The organism is Chryseobacterium sp. MHB01, from assembly GCF_034651565.1.
Taxonomy (GTDB): Bacteria; Bacteroidota; Bacteroidia; order Flavobacteriales; family Weeksellaceae; genus Chryseobacterium; species Chryseobacterium nepalense.
The window spans coordinates 164,886-181,504 of the sequence record NZ_JAYEDA010000009.1; the positions used below are offsets into that span (position 1 = coordinate 164,886).

At 36.2% G+C, this 16,619-nt stretch carries 18 protein-coding genes; 13 read left to right on the forward strand and 5 right to left on the reverse strand.

The window, feature by feature from the left end; all coding sequences use genetic code 11:
* Positions 1-141 precede the first annotated feature (141 nt).
* The 5 genes from U9K52_RS15415 (at position 142) to U9K52_RS15435 (ending at position 3,879) form a co-directional block, all read left to right on the forward strand.
* A complete protein-coding gene (locus U9K52_RS15415; RefSeq protein ID WP_248388664.1) occupies positions 142-930 on the forward strand; it encodes a hypothetical protein in 789 nt (262 codons plus the stop codon).
* 158 nt (positions 931-1,088) lie between these two features.
* Positions 1,089-1,874, forward strand: coding sequence for a DUF6759 domain-containing protein (locus tag U9K52_RS15420; RefSeq protein WP_248388665.1), 786 nt, complete (start codon positions 1,089-1,091; stop codon positions 1,872-1,874).
* A gap of 65 nt (positions 1,875-1,939) precedes the next feature.
* A complete protein-coding gene (gene trmB / locus U9K52_RS15425) occupies positions 1,940-2,617 on the forward strand; it encodes a tRNA (guanosine(46)-N7)-methyltransferase TrmB (RefSeq protein ID WP_263602155.1) in 678 nt (225 codons plus the stop codon).
* 137 nt (positions 2,618-2,754) lie between these two features.
* Positions 2,755-3,393 (forward strand): DUF6759 domain-containing protein, encoded by a 639-nt coding sequence (locus U9K52_RS15430; protein WP_322927273.1) that lies wholly within the window; start codon positions 2,755-2,757, stop codon positions 3,391-3,393.
* Between the two features lie 33 nt (positions 3,394-3,426).
* Positions 3,427-3,879 carry a DUF6759 domain-containing protein gene (locus tag U9K52_RS15435; protein WP_322927274.1) on the forward strand — a complete coding sequence of 151 codons (453 nt, stop codon included), beginning with the start codon at positions 3,427-3,429 and terminating at the stop codon, positions 3,877-3,879.
* 79 nt (positions 3,880-3,958) lie between these two features.
* Here U9K52_RS15435 and rpsB read toward each other — a convergent pair whose 3' ends face one another.
* The 3 genes from rpsB to rplM form a co-directional block, all read right to left on the reverse strand.
* Positions 3,959-4,720, reverse strand: a complete 762-nt coding sequence (gene rpsB / locus U9K52_RS15440; protein ID WP_029295347.1) for a 30S ribosomal protein S2 — start codon at positions 4,718-4,720, stop codon at positions 3,959-3,961.
* 208 nt (positions 4,721-4,928) lie between these two features.
* On the reverse strand, positions 4,929-5,315 hold the full coding sequence (gene rpsI, locus U9K52_RS15445) for a 30S ribosomal protein S9 (RefSeq protein ID WP_072883409.1): 387 nt from the start codon (positions 5,313-5,315) through the stop codon (positions 4,929-4,931).
* Between the two features lie 5 nt (positions 5,316-5,320).
* Positions 5,321-5,776 (reverse strand): 50S ribosomal protein L13, encoded by a 456-nt coding sequence (gene rplM, locus U9K52_RS15450; RefSeq protein WP_027381190.1) that lies wholly within the window; start codon positions 5,774-5,776, stop codon positions 5,321-5,323.
* A 213-nt stretch (positions 5,777-5,989) separates the two neighbouring features.
* Between rplM and U9K52_RS15455 the strand changes: the two genes are divergently transcribed.
* Together U9K52_RS15455 and U9K52_RS15460 are read left to right on the forward strand one after the other, a co-directional pair.
* Positions 5,990-7,243, forward strand: coding sequence for a PKD domain-containing protein (locus U9K52_RS15455; RefSeq protein WP_322927276.1), 1,254 nt, complete (start codon positions 5,990-5,992; stop codon positions 7,241-7,243).
* 162 nt (positions 7,244-7,405) lie between these two features.
* Positions 7,406-8,506, forward strand: coding sequence for a DUF3667 domain-containing protein (locus tag U9K52_RS15460; protein WP_322927277.1), 1,101 nt, complete (start codon positions 7,406-7,408; stop codon positions 8,504-8,506).
* Here U9K52_RS15460 and U9K52_RS15465 read toward each other — a convergent pair.
* Positions 8,503-8,835 (reverse strand): hypothetical protein, encoded by a 333-nt coding sequence (locus U9K52_RS15465; protein ID WP_263602150.1) that lies wholly within the window; start codon positions 8,833-8,835, stop codon positions 8,503-8,505. The genes U9K52_RS15460 and U9K52_RS15465 overlap by 4 nt on opposite strands.
* A 203-nt stretch (positions 8,836-9,038) precedes the next feature.
* Here U9K52_RS15465 and U9K52_RS15470 point away from each other — a divergent pair, with 203 nt between their 5' ends.
* From U9K52_RS15470 to ruvC, 4 genes are all read left to right on the forward strand, one after another.
* Positions 9,039-12,386 (forward strand): methylmalonyl-CoA mutase family protein, encoded by a 3,348-nt coding sequence (locus U9K52_RS15470; RefSeq protein WP_322927278.1) that lies wholly within the window; start codon positions 9,039-9,041, stop codon positions 12,384-12,386.
* A 365-nt stretch (positions 12,387-12,751) separates the two neighbouring features.
* Entirely contained in the window at positions 12,752-13,462 is a 711-nt protein-coding gene (locus tag U9K52_RS15475) for a diphthine--ammonia ligase (RefSeq protein ID WP_322927279.1), read from the forward strand.
* A gap of 28 nt (positions 13,463-13,490) precedes the next feature.
* Positions 13,491-14,018: a 2'-5' RNA ligase family protein gene (locus U9K52_RS15480; RefSeq protein ID WP_322927280.1), complete on the forward strand. Its 528-nt coding sequence runs from the start codon at positions 13,491-13,493 to the stop codon at positions 14,016-14,018.
* A 55-nt stretch (positions 14,019-14,073) separates the two neighbouring features.
* Positions 14,074-14,628, forward strand: a complete 555-nt coding sequence (ruvC, locus tag U9K52_RS15485) for a crossover junction endodeoxyribonuclease RuvC (RefSeq protein ID WP_248388681.1) — start codon at positions 14,074-14,076, stop codon at positions 14,626-14,628.
* Between the two features lie 39 nt (positions 14,629-14,667).
* On the opposite strand, the gene U9K52_RS15490 is transcribed toward ruvC, so the two are convergent.
* Positions 14,668-15,078: a hypothetical protein gene (locus tag U9K52_RS15490; RefSeq protein WP_248388684.1), complete on the reverse strand. Its 411-nt coding sequence runs from the start codon at positions 15,076-15,078 to the stop codon at positions 14,668-14,670.
* Positions 15,079-15,245: 167 nt separating this feature from the next.
* On the opposite strand from U9K52_RS15490, the gene U9K52_RS15495 reads away from it, so the two are divergent.
* Both U9K52_RS15495 and U9K52_RS21330 read left to right on the forward strand, forming a co-directional pair.
* Complete coding sequence (locus U9K52_RS15495; protein WP_248388686.1) at positions 15,246-16,316, forward strand: DUF4407 domain-containing protein; 1,071 nt, start codon at positions 15,246-15,248, stop codon at positions 16,314-16,316.
* Between the two features lie 89 nt (positions 16,317-16,405).
* Positions 16,406-16,603, forward strand: a complete 198-nt coding sequence (locus U9K52_RS21330) for a KTSC domain-containing protein (protein ID WP_323673804.1) — start codon at positions 16,406-16,408, stop codon at positions 16,601-16,603.
* Positions 16,604-16,619 lie beyond the last annotated feature (16 nt).

Consider the following 16,619-nt stretch of genomic DNA (forward strand, 5'->3'; position numbering starts at 1 on the left):
TTTCATTTGATTTTAGCTAAATAAGAATTATTTATAACATTTATTAACAGTTTCAGATTAAAGTTTAATATAATTTTAACCAGTTTCACTACTAAAATAGGTATAAATTGATACAATTCTGCGTAATTTTGCTTCAGTTATATGAAGAATTTATTTACCTTATTGCTGTTGGTTTTTCTGGTAAAAATTAACGCCCAGTCGTTTTCAGGCGAAGTTTTTCTTAGAGACAACTCCGTTCTATATCTCAACCAGGTATATGTAACCAACCTTACTACTCAGAAAACCGTCCTCAGTAATTATAACGGGGATTTCATCATTTCAGCAAATGCAGGAGATGTTATTCGTTTTACATCCATTGTTACGGAAAGAAAAGACATCAGATTAACACCACAAATGATTGCCCAGAAAAACCTGATCGAGTTACGAATTGCTTATTATGACATTCAGGAAGTGGTAATCAACAGATTCAAACCAACCGGTAATCTCAGATATGATGTAAATGCTTTAAGAAAAGAGGACAAAGCGCTTGCTATAAAGAAAGTAATCGGACTTCCGGAACCTAAAGGAGACGGTACGCCTCCACAGCTTCCGGTTGCCGGGCTGAGAGATGGCGGACTTACCTTCAGCCTGGAAAGTATATACGATATCCTTTCCGGAGAGCGAAAGAAAAAGCAACGCTATCTGGCATATGAAAGAATGAATAATTCTGTAACACAAATTAAAAATTACCTTGGGAAAGATTATTTTGTAAAGTTCAAGATTCCTGAAAATCTGATTGATAATTTCCTTCAGTTCGTCTATACTTCAGAAAATATCGAACCGTATATTATGGCCGGAAATTTTGAGGCTATAAAAATCCCTATTGAAAAATACCTGCCAATTTACCAGCGAAGACTCAGAAATTCGCATCTCCAGGAAATTGTAAAATAACATACAACATTCTAATGCATATTGTGATTCAGTATGCATTTTTTTGTGTTAGCCAGATTATTTTCTAATTTTATCACCTGTAAGTGCTATATATAAAATACAATTTTTTACGTTATATGGACTGACACTATATCAAATAATAATTTTAATATTAATGAATGAAAAAGATTTTTTTAATTTTCGCCGCTATTTTTTTTGTGAATTTTTCTGCTCAGAAGAAAGGAAAAGATTACAGTGAAATTTTAAAGAGCAAAAATATTTATGAAATCAATGCTTTTCTGCGAGATGCCCATCCTGATGATCCCAGAAGATCAGTACTCAAGCCGCGGGTCATGGAAATGATGAAAGATTACATTAAGAATGCAAAACCCGGAGATACTAAAGTAAAGCAAATGCAGGACTGGCTGGCAATGCTGAAAAGACGGCCTTCTACCAAAATATCTTTTGAAGAGATGAATGCCAATATAAAGAAAAAACAGATTGCAAAATACCAGAAAGAATTGCAGGTAGGCCAGGCTGCGGTTGTATATACTCCTAGCAATCCTCAAAATGTTTATATTGCGCCTTCCGTTACTTCTGCACCATCTGCCGCTGCAATCCCCGATACAGAAGCTTCGGAATTTAATATGCTGATGGGAGAAAATCCCGTGGAACATAAAAATAAAACCGTGAAAATCCTAAATTCACTTTTTGATAATGATCCTAATGCTAAAGAATGCATTGTTATGATTGAAAATAAATCCGACTGTAATATCATTGTAAGAATGGAAGGAGTAGGTATTACCAAATACAGGCTTCCGGTTCCCGCTCATGGAGACAATTCCATTGTTGTACAGAAAGGAGATTATCTTTTTACAAGTATCGTCTGCGGAGCGCAGTATGCATCACAAAAAACCATACAGAAGCCTTTAATGGTGGCTCTTGGAAGTTCTGCCAAGAAATAATTTCATGGGATTTAAAGAAAGCTTTTATAAATTTTGCTATTTTTGCAGGATTTTATAAATATTTCATGGGTAAGAATAAATTAGCAAGATTCGCGGAAAACAAAATATTACCGAATGTCGTTCAGCCGACAAGAGAAGAAGCGCTGAACGGCTTTAACCTTAAAGGAAAGTGGAGAACAGAATTTTTCAAGAATGAAAATCCCATTGTTCTTGAATTAGGCTGTGGTAAAGGAGAATATACCGTAGGACTGGCAAAAGCATTTCCTGAAAAAAACTTCATCGGTATTGATGTGAAAGGAGCAAGATTCTGGTTTGGTGCTAAAGAAGCATACGAAAACGGCATGCAGAATGTTGCATTTCTGAGAACTCAGATTGAACTTGTAGATTATTTTTTCGCTGAAAATGAAGTAGATGAAATATGGATTACGTTCCCGGATCCACAGATTAAATACAAGCGTACCAAGCACAGGCTTACCCACCCGGATTTTTTAAACAGATATAAAAAGTTCCTGAAGCCCGGTGGCATTATCCATTTAAAAACAGACTCCGAATTTCTTCACGGCTACACACTCGGCTTTTTGCAGGGGGCAGGATATGAAATCATTACGGCTCATCATGATATTTATGGAGCTCCCGAGTATGATCCTGGCACTCTACACCTTAGAGACATCAGAACCTATTATGAAGAGCTTTTTTCTGCTAAAGGAAAAACCATTACATATATTAAATTTAAAATTAATTAAAAGCAAAAGGATGATGAAAAGAATGACATACAAAACAATCGAAATCTAAGACTATAGCTGAAATTTTTTACGGTCTGCTTTAAGGATATATATTTTATATCCTTATATTTACTTGTATTTAAAACACAAAAACTGTTATGAAAAAAAATATTATTTACATTGTGCTATGTATCCTGCTATCCTGTAAGAGTACCGGTATCGCAAAACCTTCACAAAATATTTTAGAAAGTAACGATATCAAAGAAATTGAAAATTATCTGGCCACAACACATCCGGACGATCCTAAGAAAAGTGTTCTGAAACCCAAACTTATTGCACTGAAAAACGCTGAATGGACTAAAGGAAAAAAGGACGCCAAACCCATGGAAGCAAGGCCTGTTATCAGCGAAATACCGAGTGCTGCACTCAAGAATCCTAATTCCGAAGAAGCTGAAGAGTTTAAACGCCTTATTTCCGCCACTTCAAAAGAACATAAAGAAAAGACGGTAAAGCTGCTTGATGCAATGTTCAATGAAGACGTGAACAGCAAAGAAGTGATTCTATTGTTTAAAAATCTATCAGATTGTAACCTGGTTCTGAAAATTCAGGGAAAAGATTTTTATAACCTGGCTGTTCCCGCAAAAGGTGAAAATTTTATTGTAATCAACAAAGGGTTTTATACATTAAAAGGAAATGTCTGTGACGTAGTCTATTCCTCTCAAAAAGACCTGAACAAGAGTATATTTTTAACCATCAGTAACCCTGAACCTGCCGGAGGAAATAATAAAAAAAAGTAAAAGATTACATTTGTACTTACAAACCTTATTTTTATGAAGAAGTACATTTCAGTTTCAGCGGCGGTCATTTTACTGGTGAACAGTTGTGGAAGTAGCGGAAATACAAATTATCCAGTAAGAAAACCTGTTTTAAAGCCATCCGTTACCGGAAGCAGCACAACTTCTGCGGCACAGGTAGAAAGAGAATATCAGGCTCTGATTAAAACATACAAATCTGAAACCTCGGAAGTACTCACTCATTTACTTAATGATTCCTCCAATGATCCCAGAACAGCTATTACCGTAGAAAATAACTCCCGATGCAATATGGTTCTTACGATAAGCGGAAACAATTACTTTAAAAAAGTTCCTATAGCTGCAAATAAAATTGGAGCCGTAATGGTTCCTAAAAATCAGAATTACAATCTTTCAGGGATGATCTGTGATGCCGTTTACCAGAAAACAAAATTTATTACAGGCCCTTATGAAGTGAAGCTTTCAAACTAATAATAAAAACGTTAAGGCTGAAAATAAAAACCGCTGAATTCTTTGAATTCAGCGGTTTTGTATGGTAAGAAAATCTTAATTATTCTCCGTCAAAGTCAGCATCTTTATCAGCAGATACCACTTCTCCTTCTTCTTTAGATTTTTCTTTATCAGCTTTTCTCTGAGACTGACCTTCTTTGATAGCTTCAGAAACTACGCTAAGGATCATGTCGATAGATTTAGAAGCATCATCGTTTCCTGGGATTACGAAGTCTACTTTTCTAGGATCAGAGTTGGTATCAACGATACCGAAAACTGGGATACCTAATTTTTTAGCTTCAGTTACAGCGATATGCTCTCTCAAGATATCAACTACAAATACAGCAGATGGAAGTCTCACCATGTCAGCGATAGAACCTAAGTTCTTCTCAAGGTTAGCTCTTTGTCTGTCTACCTGTAATCTTTCTTTTTTAGATAAAGTTTCGAACGTACCATCTTTTTTCATTTTGTCGATGGAGTTCATTTTTTTAACAGCCTTTCTGATCGTAACGAAGTTCGTTAACATACCTCCCGGCCATCTTTCTGTAATATAAGGCATATTAAGTTCAGAAGCGTGTTTTGCAACAACTTCTTTCGCTTGCTTTTTAGTAGCTACGAAAAGAACTTTTTTACCTGCAGAAGTTAATTTTTCCAAAGCGCTACAAGCTTCATCCAATTTAACTGCTGTTTTATGTAAGTCTACAATGTGAATACCATTTTTCTCCATAAAAATGTATGGAGCCATATTTGGGTTCCACTTTCTGGTCATGTGACCAAAGTGTACGCCAGCCTCTAGAAGGTCTTTTACATTTGCTTTTGCCATGTTTTCTGTTTTTGTTAGTTTACTTTCCGTCTTTTAAACAATCAACAACTTCTTTAGATGGGAGAAGCGTTTGGATGCTAAACGTAACGGGCAAAGTTGCTGTTGGCTTATTGCTTGTGGCAACTGGCTTCCCAGCTTTGGGTTAAAAAATAATTTTTTAAAAATTTTTCTAAAGCTATCCGCCATAAGCCAATAGCCATACGCTTTTTTAACGTTTTGAGAATTGGAATCTCTTTCTTGCTTTTTTCTGACCTGGCTTCTTTCTTTCCACCATTCTTGCGTCTCTTGTAAGTAAACCAGCTGGTTTCAAAGCTAATCTGAACTCAGCATTGATTTCGCATAAAGCTCTTGAAATACCTAATCTGATAGCCTCTGCCTGTCCTGTATTTCCACCACCGAATACGTTTACGGTAACGTCGTACTGACCAACAGTTTCAGAAAGGATAAATGGTTGGTTTAATTTGTAAACCATTACATCTGTAGAGAAGTATTCTTTAGCATCTTTACCGTTTACCGTAATGTTACCAGTTCCTGGCTTTACGTAAACTCTTGCTACAGAAGTTTTTCTTCTTCCGATTTTGTGAACTGTAGACATATTAATTATTTAAATTCGTTAACATTAATTGTTTTAGGCTGTTGAGCTTCATGCTTGTGCTCAGTTCCTTCATATAAGTAAAGGTTCTTAAGAATTGCAGCTCCAAGTCTGTTTTTAGGCAACATCCCTTTTACTGATTTTTCCAATACTTTTAAAGAATCTTTCTTTTGAAGTTCAGCCGCAGTCATAGACTTTTGACCTCCAGGATAACCTGTATGCCAGATATAAGTCTTGTCGTTCCACTTGTTTCCGGAAAGAGTTACTTTCCCAGCGTTCAAAACAATTACGTTATCACCACAATCTACGTGAGGTGTATAATTTGTTTTGTGCTTACCTCTCAAAATCTTTGCAACCGTAGAAGCTAGTCTTCCTAACGGCTGTCCTTCAGCGTCTACCACAACCCATTCTTTATTAGCAGTAGCTTTGTTCGCTGAAACAGTTTTGTAACTTAATGTATTCACACGTTTTAGTTAAAGATTAAACATAATTTCCCCTAAAAGGGTGTGCAAAGGTACAAATTATTTTTTTATCCAAAAAACATATAACCAAATTACTTAACATTTAACCATAAATTATAGGCTCTTAACGAATTAGATTGTTAACTGTGGAAATTCTTAAAGTTATTTTTTTTGAAATTAAATGAAACTTAATATATTTACAGAACAAATGATTACATGATGAAAAAATTATTATGCCTTTTTCTGTTTATTACTATACCCTATTGTGCCCAAATAAATAAAAATGTTTTTTTTATCGGCAACAGTTACACTGCCCAAAATAATTTACCCCAGCTCATTAGCGAAATTGCAGGAAGCACTGGTGATCATCTTAATTACCAAAGCTATACTCCGGGTGGATCTACTTTACAGGATCACGCCAATAACAATGCTGTTTTAAATACCATAAACCAGGGAAACTGGGACTACGTGGTATTACAGGAACAAAGTCAGATACCTGCATTTTCCACTTCATTTGTCCAGACAGAATTTTTCCCGTTTGCTACTCAGCTTGCCAATAATATAAAGAGCAGAAATGCCTGTGGCAATCCCATCTTTTATATGACATGGGGACGAAAAAACGGAGATACACCAAACTGTACCGCAATCTCTTACCTTTGCACTTACGAAGGCATGGATGACAAGATTTACGAGCGCTACATGCAGGCTGCGCTGGAAACCGAGAGCCTTGTATCACCGGTAGGCCGCGTTTGGAGATATATCCGCACGCAACATCCTACGCTAGAATTATATGAAGCCGACGGGTCTCATCCCAATTATCTCGGTTCTATGATTGCTGCGTACACTTTTTATACAACAATATTTAAAAAAGATCCTACTTTATCAACTTATGACGGTAATCTGTTGCAAACAGAGGCAAATATTGTAAGAAATGCTGTAAAGACTATTGTTTTTGACCATATGGATACCTGGTATATTAATCTCCATGACACAAATTCAAGGTTCGATTACCAGTTATTAAATTCAAATACAGTACAGTTTAATAACCAATCCGGTAACGCTACCATGTTTCAATGGGATTTTGGAGACGGCAGCACTTCCAATATGGAAAACCCTTCCCATACATATGGAAATACCGGTGATTACAATGTAAAACTTACCACCGACGCATGTGGAAGACTGACTACAAAAACAGAAAAAATCAGCATTACTACGCTGGCCACCTTAGAAACTCAAAAATCCGTTCTTAAAATTTATCCTAATCCTGTAAAAGACATCCTGGTCATTAAAACATTTAAAAAAATATCAAACCTGGAAATTAAAGATGCCAGTGGAAGAAAAATGAGCTGCAAAATATTATCAACCGGTGATGAATATAAAGTTTTTGTACAGAATTTAAGCCAGGGAAACTATATTATTACTTATCAAGATGATGATCGGCTGTTGTCAGAAAAGTTCATCAAAGAATAATGATTATAATTTTTATTGAGATATAAAACAGAACACAACCGAATAAATTGCTTATTTATTTGATTTGTATTTATTAAATTTTATTTAAACATTTGCTTTAAAACTTATCAATATAAAATAATATTACCGAAATATTTATATTTGCGATAAACATAATAAACTATGAGCCACGGAAAAATCCGGGAAGATAAAACCTGCCTGAACTGCGGACACATTGTTGAGGAAAGATTCTGCCCTCACTGCGGACAGGAAAATACGGAGACAAAACAACCGTTTCATTATCTTTTCACCCATTTTATTGAAGATTTTACGCATTACGACGGGCAGTTCTGGAAAACAATTAAGTACCTGCTGTTTCGTCCCGGAAAACTTACCAAAGAATATCTTGCCGGAAAAAGACAGGCCTATGTTGCCCCTGTAAAACTGTATATTTTTGTAAGTTTTATTACTTTTTTTGTGCCATCGCTATTTTCTTCTTCAGGTGAGCAACAGGAAGAAAAAAATGTATACAATATAAATACAATTCAAAGGCAAAAAGCAAATAAGGAAAGAATTGCAAAAATATTGGACAGCGTCAACAAAGAAAATAAAAACATGTTGATCCCACAGGGAGCAATTAATGATCTTAAAGTAACAGAAGTCAACGGAAATAATATTGAAACAGATGCTTTGGGAGAAACTAAAGACGGCAAATTAAGTATTTTGGGTGCTGCAAATATGAAGCAGTTTGATTCGTTATACGCAAAAGACACCAACAATCGATCTGTTTTTGATTTCATGAGGCCTTTTGCAAAAAAAGTCTTTCATTTACAGGAACAGGGACTTAATAAAGAACAGATTTTTGATAAGTTTAGTGAAACAGTGGTGCATACATTACCTAAAGCGCTATTTATTTATCTTCCTGTTTTTGCTTTTTTCCTATGGCTTTTCCATAATAAAAAGAAATGGTGGTTTTTTGATAATGGAATTTTTACACTTCACTATTTCTCCTTCTTACTGCTGGGCATCCTTATCCTCATTTCTTTATCTGAACTCTTATCCTTACTTCCGGATTATACCATTTTTAATGTGATTAGTTTTCTTGTATACACCATTACTATCGTTTATATGCTGATCTATTTTTTCATAGCCCATCACAGAGTCTACGAAAATTCCAGAAGTATAAGCGTGGTCAAAGGAATGTCTTTATTTATCATCAATTTCTTTGCGCTGCTGTGCATGCTCCTTTTACTTGTATATACAAGCTTCCGAATGATGCATTAATCACGAAGCGTTTTATTGGCCCTGAAACTGGCAATCAGGTAATATGCCACAAAAACCGTAGAGAATTTCAATATGGAAGGAATCGCCAGCTCAAGATTAAAAATTAAAGTTCCAACAAGAACTAAAATTCCCATAGCTACAAAAGACAGTCCTAATTTCTGGGCTAAAGTAAAATCCGGTGTATCTAAATAATAAGCAATTCCCCATGCGAAACCAAAAGCAACAGCATAGTAAATATCAAGTCCGATGTTTTCCGAGCTGTAAAAAAAATAATTAATTAAAAAACTTAAAACCGTTCCCAATAAAAAATAAAGCAATGCCTTTTTCATACTATATATAATAATATGCAAAAGTAGAGAAATTAATCTGAGTTTCTAAAAACCCGCCTCCACAGACTAACAAATGTTTGGTATAAGGAAGTAAAAAAAACAGCAACATAACCTAAATATTTAAAAATCAAAATATTACCGTCAAACAAAAGGTTGTTATTTTATTATTATATTTGGAAATTCAGAAATTTTCTAGATTTTTTATGGAAACCCAAAAATATACTCCTAAAAACAAAGTAAGAATTGTAACGGCTGCTTCATTATTTGACGGCCACGATGCTGCAATTAATATCATGCGCCGTGTCATTCAGGGAACAGGATGCGAAGTCATTCACCTTGGACATGACAAATCTGCAGAGGAAGTCGTAAACACGGCTATTCAGGAAGATGCCAATGCCATTGCGCTAACGTCTTATCAGGGCGGACACAACGAATATTTTAAATATATCTACGATCTTTTAAGAGAAAAAAACTCACCGCAGATTAAAATTTTCGGCGGCGGCGGCGGTGTTATCCTGCCTGAGGAAATTAAAGATTTAATGGATTACGGAATCGACAGGATTTATTCTCCGGATGACGGCCGCGAGCTTGGACTTCAGGGAATGATTGATGATCTGGTACAAAAATCTGACTTTGCCACCGGAAAAGAGGTAGATGTTCATGATTTAGATTCAATTCAATTTGAAAATCCTACGAGCATTGCAAAGGTGATCTCTGCCGTTGAAAACTTTTCAGAGGAAAAACCCGATCTTGTAAAAACCATCGACGAGAAGTCAAAAGATCTCCACATTCCGATCATCGGGATTACAGGAACCGGTGGCGCCGGAAAATCTTCGTTAACAGATGAGTTAGTAAGACGTTTCTTACGTTCCAATACCGATAAAAAAATAGCGATTATCTCCATTGACCCTTCCAAAAAGAAAACCGGCGGGGCACTTTTGGGTGACAGAATCCGTATGAACGCGATCAACGATCCGAGAGTTTACATGCGTTCAATGGCTACTCGGGAAAACAATGTTTCCGTTTCCCCGTTTATCCAGTCTGCCTTGAATGTATTAAAGCTGGCTCATCCAGATGTAATTATTCTCGAAACATCAGGAATCGGGCAATCCGGTTCGGAAGTATCTGATTTTGCAGATGTTTCCATGTATGTAATGACTCCTGAATATGGAGCGTCAACCCAGTTGGAAAAAATCGACATGCTTGATTATGCGGATCTGGTTGCTTTAAACAAATCCGATAAAAGAGGTGCTTTAGATGCGCTTCAGGCGGTTAGAAAACAATTTCAGAGAAACCATTTGCTTTGGGAACAGCCTTTGGATGAAATGCCGGTTTACGCAACAAAAGCGTCTCAGTTCAATGATCACGGAACGACAGAATTATACAACAGATTGGTTTCTAAAGTAAATGACAAATTTGCTGATTTAAACTTGCAGGGCTTTGTTGAACAGGAAATTACAGATGAGGTAACCATCATCCCTCCAAAAAGAGTTCGTTATCTATCTGAAATCGTTGAAAACAACAGGCAATACGACGCCAATGTTGAAAAACAGGCTGAACTAGCAAGAAAAATGTATCATATTGAAGGTGTTAAAAATTTCCTTTCAAATGAAACTTTAGACACTGAATATCAGAAAGCGGAAAAAGAGCTCCAACAGGAAAATATCGATTTCCTGAAAACCTGGGATGATACGAAAAAAGCTTTCCATGCAGAGTTTTATTCATATTATGTAAGAGGAAAAGAAATTAAAGTTGAAACCTCAACAGAATCTTTATCCCATTTAAGAATTCCGAAAATTGCTTTACCAAAGTACAACGACTGGGGTGATCTGATCAAATGGAAAGGCCAGGAAAATCTACCGGGAAGCTTTCCTTATACTGCGGGAATTTATCCTTTCAAAAGAACAGGAGAAGATCCGACGAGAATGTTCGCAGGAGAAGGAGGTCCTGAAAGAACCAACAGAAGATTCCATTATGTTTCTGCAGAAATGCCTGCAAAACGTCTGTCTACAGCTTTCGATTCGGTAACGCTTTATGGGCAAGATCCAGCTTTACCGCCGGACATTTACGGAAAAATCGGAAATGCGGGAGTTTCTATTGCGACTTTGGATGATGCTAAAAAACTATACTCAGGTTTTGATCTGGTGAATGCATTGACTTCAGTTTCAATGACGATCAACGGACCGGCTCCTATGCTGTTGGCTTTCTTTATGAATGCAGCCATCGATCAGAATGTAGAAAAATATATTATTGAAAATAAGCTTGAGGCTAAGGTTGAGGAAGTTTTAAAAGCAAAATTTGACGATAAAGGTTTGGCAAGACCAAAATACAACGGAGAACTGCCACCTTCCAATAATGGCTTAGGACTGAAATTATTAGGAATCACCGGTGATGAAGTCATTCCTGCTGAAATTTATGCTGAAATTAAGGCTAAAACCATTGCAACTGTTCGTGGAACCGTTCAGGCAGATATCTTAAAAGAAGACCAGGCTCAGAATACGTGTATTTTCTCTACAGAGTTTGCATTGAGATTAATGGGTGACGTTCAGGAATACTTCATTAAAGAAAAAGTAAGAAACTTCTATTCGGTTTCCATTTCAGGATATCACATTGCAGAAGCGGGAGCAAATCCGGTTTCTCAGCTGGCATTTACTTTGGCAAACGGTTTCACCTATGTGGAATATTATCTGTCGAGAGGAATGGATATCAACGATTTTGCACCGAACTTATCATTCTTCTTCTCCAACGGGATCGATCCTGAATATTCAGTAATCGGACGTGTCGCCAGAAGAATCTGGGCAAAAGCAATGAAATTAAAATATGGTGCCGACGAAAGAAGCCAAATGCTGAAATACCACATTCAGACTTCGGGACGTTCGCTGCACGCTCAGGAAATTGATTTTAACGATATCAGAACTACTTTACAGGCGTTGTATGCAATCTATGATAACTGTAATTCACTGCACACGAATGCTTATGATGAAGCAATTACTACTCCGACTGAGCAATCGGTAAGAAGAGCAATGGCGATTCAGCTGATTATCAACAAAGAATTAGGTTTAGCTAAAAATGAAAATCCGCTTCAGGGTTCATTTATTATTGAAGAATTAACGGATTTGGTGGAAGAAGCTGTTTATGCAGAATTTGACAGAATCACGGAAAGAGGAGGTGTTCTTGGCGCAATGGAAACCATGTATCAGCGTTCAAAAATCCAGGAGGAATCAATGCATTATGAGTGGCTGAAACATACCGGAGAATATCCGATTATCGGAGTAAATACGTTCTTAGGTAAAGACGGTTCGCCAACGGTGCGTGCGGGAGAAGTTATTCGTTCAACGGAGGAAGAAAAGCAGTTCCAGATCGAAATGCTTCATAATTTCCAAAAGTCTAATGACGAAAAGTCCGAAGAAGCCTTAAAAACTTTACAACACGCAGCAATCAATCAGCAAAATTTATTTGAAGTAATGATGGATGCCGTGAAGTACTGTTCTTTGGGACAAATTACCAATGCTTTGTTTGAAGTGGGCGGGAAGTACCGAAGAAATATGTAGTCCGTAGCCGGACAGGCAATTTTGACAACTAAACTTATTAATAATTATAAATTAAAACCTCAAGGAAATTCTTTGAGGTTTTGTATTTTTGAATTTCTTTATTTTTAACATCCTTAAAAATTTTATGAAAAGGTTTTTCTCAATCACAATAATAATTTCTGCTTTAATATTTTTAAAAAGCTGTAACTCATATCCGATGGACAACACGAATAAAAGTAATATGACTAAAAATACTGAAGAATTACAGAAAAGGCAAGAAGCCGAAAAAAGTAAAACTGAACCTAACGAACTAAATAATTCGGAAGACCAGATAATAAATAAAAATTATTATTGATTTAGTCTTAATCCCGAAGTTCATATTAGCAATGAAACCCAAAGCCATCTTCAACTGGAGCAGCGGAAAAGATTCTGCTTTGGCTCTGTATAAGATTTTAAAAGAAGACCAATATGAAATCTCTTCTTTACTGACAAGCATTAATAAAGAATTCCAGAGAATCTCCATGCATGGTGTTCCTGTTTCTCTATTGGAAAAGCAGTCTGAAAGTTTGGGATTTCCGTTGATTAAAATGGAGCTTCCGAAAGAGCCGACCATGGAAGAATATCGCGAAATGATGGTAAAAACCATGAACGAAATTAAATCCGTTGGCGTCACCCATTCGATTTTCGGAGATATTTTTCTGGAAGACCTAAAAAAATACCGGGAAGAACAATTGTCGGAAATCGGAATGAAAGCTGTTTTCCCGTTATGGAAAGAGAATACTGCGAACCTCATCCATGAATTCCTTGATTTAGGCTTTAAAACCATTGTAACCTGTGTCAATGAAATGTATCTTGATAAAAGTTTTGCTGGAAGAATCATTGATAAAGATTTCATAAAGGATTTACCTGAAAATGTAGATCCTTGTGGTGAAAACGGAGAATTCCACACCTTTACTTTTGATGGCCCGATTTTTAAAAATCCTATTTCATTTGATATCGGAGAAACAATAAAGAAAGGCTATCCAAAACCAAAAACTGATGAAAACACTCATGGCGGCGAATATGTTTTCTGGTTCTGCGACCTGATTTCAAAATAATACTTTTTAAATATTATGCCTTTAGTTAATGACAAAAAAGCTTTACTTTATTGCAATATTTCCACCTCAGCAAATTATCGATGAGGTACAAATTTTCAAAAGAGATCTGGCCCTCCATTATGAAAACTCAAAAGCATTAAAAAACGAGGCCCATATTACCCTTTGCCCTCCTTTTTCAAGAGAAGCAGATTGGGAAGAAGATATCTTTAGGGCATTCTATGATATTGACACGCATATTGCTCCTTTCGAAATCGTGCTTAATGGTTTCGGAAGTTTTGCAAATCCTAAAAATCCGGTGATATACATACAACCGGAAGACAGTGAGCCATTACGGATATTCTACCAAAGAGTAAAATCAAAATTTAATTTTAATAATTATTCTTTCAATCCTCATATGACGGTAGCCTATAGAGATCTGACATGGGAAAATTATCTCAAGGCCTGGGAAGTTTACAACAAAAAAGCATATAAAACTAATTTCTTAGTTGATAAAATAATTTTACTTCGACATGATCAGCATTGGGTTCCGATAGCAGAAAAAAAGCTGATATTCTGACAGGATGTTTGATGATTTACAAGATAACATCATATAAAAGCATATCTTTGAACCGATGATTGCAGAGAAAATAATTTTAGGAATTGACCCGGGAACTACCGTAATGGGTTTTGGTATTATTTCCGTAAAAAAAGGTAAAATGGAAATGATATCCATTCATGAATTGCTGCTCAAGAAATATCCCAACCACGAAACCAAACTAAAATATATTTTTGATAAAACATTGGCGCTTATTGATGAATTTCATCCGGATGAAGTCGCACTTGAAGCACCTTTTTACGGAAAAAATGTACAGAGTATGCTGAAATTGGGCCGCGCGCAGGGGGTTGCCATGGCAGCAAGCCTTCATCGGAATATTCCCATCACAGAATATTCACCGAAAAAAATAAAAATGGCGATCACAGGAAACGGAAATGCGAGTAAAGAGCAGGTTGCAGGAATGCTAAAAAGTTTACTGAATTTAAAAGAATTTCCCACAAAATACCTTGACGCTTCAGATGGCCTGGCCGTAGCCGTTTGCCATCATTTCAATTCCGGGACTATAACCGATACAAAATCTTACACCGGCTGGGAAAGTTTTCTTAAACAAAATCCTGATCGTTTAAAATAAAATTATCCCACAGCTCTTATCAATCTGTGGGATATTTTTTTATTTTGATTTGTATTCTGCAGGGGTAATTTTAAAATCTGCCGTCAGCTTTCCGTTTTTATCGTAATAAGTATATACCATGGTCACATCATTATCACGAAATTGCTTAATGTCCGGGGAAGCTTTTACAACGCGCAAAGCTCCTTCTTTAGCACTTGTTTTAAACATTTCGATCTGTTCCGGTGTTACACTTTCTTTTACATCATCCAGCAATGTATAATTATATCTGAAAATTTTTCCCGGTTGGGCAGAAACACTGTCAAGACGTACACCATCTGCTAAATTTTGCGGGGTTGTTTTGTTGATATTTTCTGCAACTTCTTTCAGGTCATCGTCAATGGTTTTTTCTTTACTGCATGAAGTAAAGACCATTGCAAGGCATACTGCTGAAAGATTGATTACATTTTTCATAATAGTTGTTTTGTGATTGATATCTAAAGATAAGAATTTTTTATGAATAAATTTAATCCACTGATTTGCAATAAAATAAACAACGAAACCGTTATACTTGGTAAAACATAATACTATCTTTTACATTGGTATAGTTTTTAGTAGTACATTTGTATAAATTTTCTGTTATGAAAAATAACCAACAAACTATAAATCAGGCGAATCATAAAATAAATTGGTTCCAGAAGTTTCTGATGGTCTGCTCCGGAGGAAACATTCATATTTTAAGAAAAACCCCCAGCGAATGGAACAAATTTGCCGGAATCGGCGGAATCGTTTTATTTACCGCTGTTTTCGCGACACTTTCTGCAGGATATGCCATGTATACTGTATTTGATAATATCTGGGCTTCTATTGGGTTCGGTGTTTTGTGGGGATTAATGATTTTCAATCTGGACCGGTACATTGTTTCTTCGATTAAAAAAACCGGAACCTGGTGGAATCAGGTTTTAATGGCTGTTCCGAGATTAATCTTAGCAACATTTCTGGGAATTATCATTTCAAAACCCCTCGAACTTAAAATTTTTGAAAAAGAAGTCAATAAACAGCTGAACACCATCATTCAAAGAAATAAAAAACAGCTTCAGGGCGAGATGAACGGTAGAATTCTTCAGCAAAGCGGACCTTTTGAAACTGAAAAAAAACAGATTACCGAAAAAATTGCCAGTTATCAAAAATCCTATGATTCTGCTTCTGTAGAACTGGAAAAAGAAATCCTCGGAAAACAGTCCGGGTTAACCAGCGGTAAAGAAGGGTTCGGGCCAAATGCCAAACGTAAACAGGAACTTAAGGAACAAAGACGCCAGGATCTGGAAAATTACCAGAAACAGGTTGCTCCCCGACTGGAATATCTTGATAAGGAAATCTCCAAAGTCTACACCAATCTTGAAACGGAAAGAAAATCTACAGAAACTTTTGAAGACAAATTCAATGGTTTTGCGGCAAGGCTTCAGGCTTTGGATGAATTGGGAAAAAATTCGGCCGTCATCGGACTCGCAGCCGCCTTTATCATGGGACTTTTTATCTGCCTTGAAATTTCCCCGGTTTTGGTTAAATTAATATCTCATGTTGGACCTTACGATTATCTATTGGAAAAAACTGAAAATGATTTCCGGCTTTATTCAAAAGAGAAAATTGAAAAAGGAAATGCATTAACGGATTTCAGAATTGATGATTTTAAAGACAAATTAAACCAATAAAAATATAAACCATCATTGCCTTTCGGGTTCCGGAAGGCTTTTTTTGACCTTAACCGTTTCCAAGGAACATTTTTTGTTCGGTATTTCGCATGCCTTCATCAGTAATCAACAAATACCACTATTTTCCGGAGACTGAGATTTTGAGAATAATCTACCAGTCCGGTGCCGTATATGATTATATTGATGTTCCCGCAGAAATTTTTGAACGATTTAAAACAGTACAGTCGAAAGGAAGGTTTTTAAATTACGTGATTAAGCCAAAATTTAAATATAAAAAAGTAAAATAAAATGCCTCTGCATTCA